Annotated in this window: 1 protein-coding gene; it reads left to right on the top strand. The window is 41.2% G+C overall.

Annotated elements, in window-relative coordinates; translation table 11 throughout:
* The coding region (locus AC1DJR_RS23195) for a phage tail tape measure protein (RefSeq protein WP_477003598.1) at positions 1–3246 on the top strand (3246 nt) is incomplete at both ends.

A 3246-nucleotide genomic window follows, 5' to 3' on the forward strand; every position in this document is an offset into this window, starting at 1 on the left:
GCACAAGCAACTAAAGCATTACCTGGTGTGTTGAGTGCAGCGGCCGCTTCTGGTGAAGATTTGGGTATGGTTGCTGATACGATTACATCGGCACTAAATTCATTTGGTATGGAGGCGAGCCAAAGCACACACGTTGCCGATGTTCTTGCAACCGCCGCAAATGCGACTGCTGCAGGCGTTGGTGACATGCAATACGCATTTAAATATGCGGCAGGACCAGCGGCTCAGTTAGGGATATCAATGGAAGAACTTGCGGCTTCTGTTGGTATTATGTCAAACAGTGGTATCAAGGGAGAAACAGCTGGTACAGCACTGCGCGCATCGTTACTACGACTGGTTAAACCACCAAAAGCAGCGGCAAACGAGTTGAAACGTCTGGGTGTCTCTATTACTGATCAACAAGGAAATATGAAGCCTCTAGCTAAAATTATTGGTGAGTTGAAATCAGGGATGGAGGGTATGACAAGTGCTCAAAAGGGTGCTGCGTTAGCGACTATTTTTGGTACAGAGGCTGTTTCCGGTATGATGGCACTTGTAGCGGCTGGACCTGAAAAGATTGATGCATTAACACAATCGTTAGTTAAGTCTGATGGTGCAAGTAAGAAGGCGGCTGACGCAATGCTTGATGGTTGGGCTGGGGCAATGACGAGGATGGAGTCAACGCTGGACGTTGCCGCTCGTGCGTTTACGGACGCGTTAGCACCTGCGATTCTGAGCGTAGCTGGTGTAGTTGAAAAATTAGCAAATGCCTTCACAAATTTACCAGCACCCGTACAAACAGTGATAGCCTCCGTAGTAGCATTTACGGTGGCTTTTTTAGTTATTGCTACAGTAGCGGGTATTGTGATTAATGCAATTGGTGGAGCGATAATTACTATTGGCCAACTAATGGTTTGGATGTCGGGAACATCAAAAGCGGCAGTAATGCTTCGGGGGGCTTTATCTGCACTAAGAGCCGGCTTTGCTTTATTATTAGGACCAATTGGAGCAACAATTGCAATTCTTAGTTTAATAGGCGTGGCACTTGTACAGTTATATAAACATAATGAAACATTCCGTAATTTTGTGAATAGTTGCTGGGAATCTATAAAAAATACAACCGTATCAGCGGTCAATTCGATGAAAGAAGCACTTGATTCTTTTGGTGCGTATCTAAGTACAATCCCAGCTAAATTTGTTGAAATGGGTAATGCAATAGGTAACGCATTTGGAGTAACTATTGCAGTCATAAAATCTATGTTCAATGAAATTAGCCAGAGTTTAAGTGGAGCCTTCGATTCTGTATTAGCAGGTCTAGGTAGTGCATTTTCAGGAATAGGATCAGCTATTACGCCTGTAGTTAATTTTATAAAAATGTCATTTTCTTCTATCGGAAACACGATAGCAACTTTGACACCGTTAATTGTTCGTTTAGGACTGACATTCCTAGGTGTATCAGGTCCTGTCGGTTGGGTAATAGCAATTGTGGCATCGTTAGGGGCTACGATTTTTAAATTAATTAATACAAATGATCAGGTGAAATCAGCATTTATGTCAGCTTGGCAATCGATACAGCAGATTTTTTCTACTGTGATTTCGGCTATTTTACCGGTTGTGCAGTCAATGGCACAGGGGATTATGCAAGCATTTGCCCCTCTAGCACCAGAATTTCAAAAGACAGGTCAAGTTATAGCTGAAAGTTTTGCCACATTAGGTCCTGCATTTGCGGAGCTGGGTGCCGCATTTGGAGAGCTGGGTTCAACAATAGCAAGTCTCTTTGGTGAAATTGTACAATCAGTAGTACCTCTAGCAATTGAATTATTTACAGGATTTGGTCAAATCATGCAGCAAGTGATGCCGATGATTACTGATCTTATTCGAATGTTTGCTGATACAACTATTGAAATTATGCCTATGATCAGCGAGGGAATCCAATTCTTAGCTCAAATGTTTTCAGAATTTGCAACTACTGTTATTCCGATATTTACCCAGGCATTTCAAACAGCGTTTCCAATTATTTTACAAGTCATTCAAACAGTATTTAGTATAGCAGGTATGCTACTACAAGGGTTTGGAGAAATCATTTCGATAATAGCAACTACAGTAATTCCGATTATTTTGCAGGCTGTACAAGCGGTATTCCCTATAATAGCGTCTATTATAGGGGCGGCAATCTCGGTCGCAATTCCTATCATTCAATTATTCGGTCAAATTATTTCAATTATAGCAACTACAGTAATTCCTTTAATTCTCCAAATTGTTCAGGCTGTATTCCCGGTGATAGTTTCTATTATTCAAGCAGCAATTCCTATTGTAACTGCAATTCTTGAGGGGCTGGCAACGATTATAAAAGGTGTAGTTATTCCAGCGATTCAATTTATCTTGCAGATTGTCCAGGCGGTATTCCCGGCAATTATGGGCATTATTACATCGGTAATTGGGATTATTACGAACATAATAAAATTATTCACTGCTGTCTTAAAGGGAGACTGGAGTGGAGCATGGGACGCGGTGAAGGGGATAACATCAAGTGCAATGTCATTGATCGGAAATATTATCCAAGGGGCGATAAATTTAATTTCAACGGTCGTGACTTCTGGGCTAAATTTAGTGAAATCCGTTTTTTCTAGTGTTTTATCGGCGATAGGTTCTCTAGTAAGCTCGATTTTTTCAGGTATTGGTTCGGTCGTTTCGTCAACGATGTCGGCAGCGGGTAGCATTATTTCTTCAATATGGAATGCTGCTAAATCTGCGACATCTAGTATTTTAAGCTCTATATATAATACAGTTACTCAAATCTTTAATAATGTAAAATCTTTCTTGAATGGAATCGATTTGGGGAGTATAGGGCGTAACATGATGCAGGGACTATTAAATGGTATCAGCTCAATGGCTGGGGCTATTTGGGACAAAATTACGGATATCGGAAACGGGATAAAAGATAAAATATCTGGACTTTTATCAATTCATTCACCGTCACGTTGGTTCAGGGATTTCATCGGGGTCAACATGATGAAAGGTTGGATTAATGGTATAGATGCGATGAAAGGGGCCGTACAAAGAACAACTGAACAAATGACTGATTGGATGAAACCAGAGGCATTAAACGTAGAAACTGTATACGGGATGCCTAGAGGATTAGGAGCGTATCAGACAGCAAAAGCACAAGCAAGCTCTGGAAATACGGATGCCGAAACTGCTTCAAATTCTACAGCTAGAGAAAGACAACCAGCGCATATTAGTATACAGCTTGGTAGACAAGAGTTT

Source organism: Bacillus sp. 05T31, assembly GCF_056396725.1.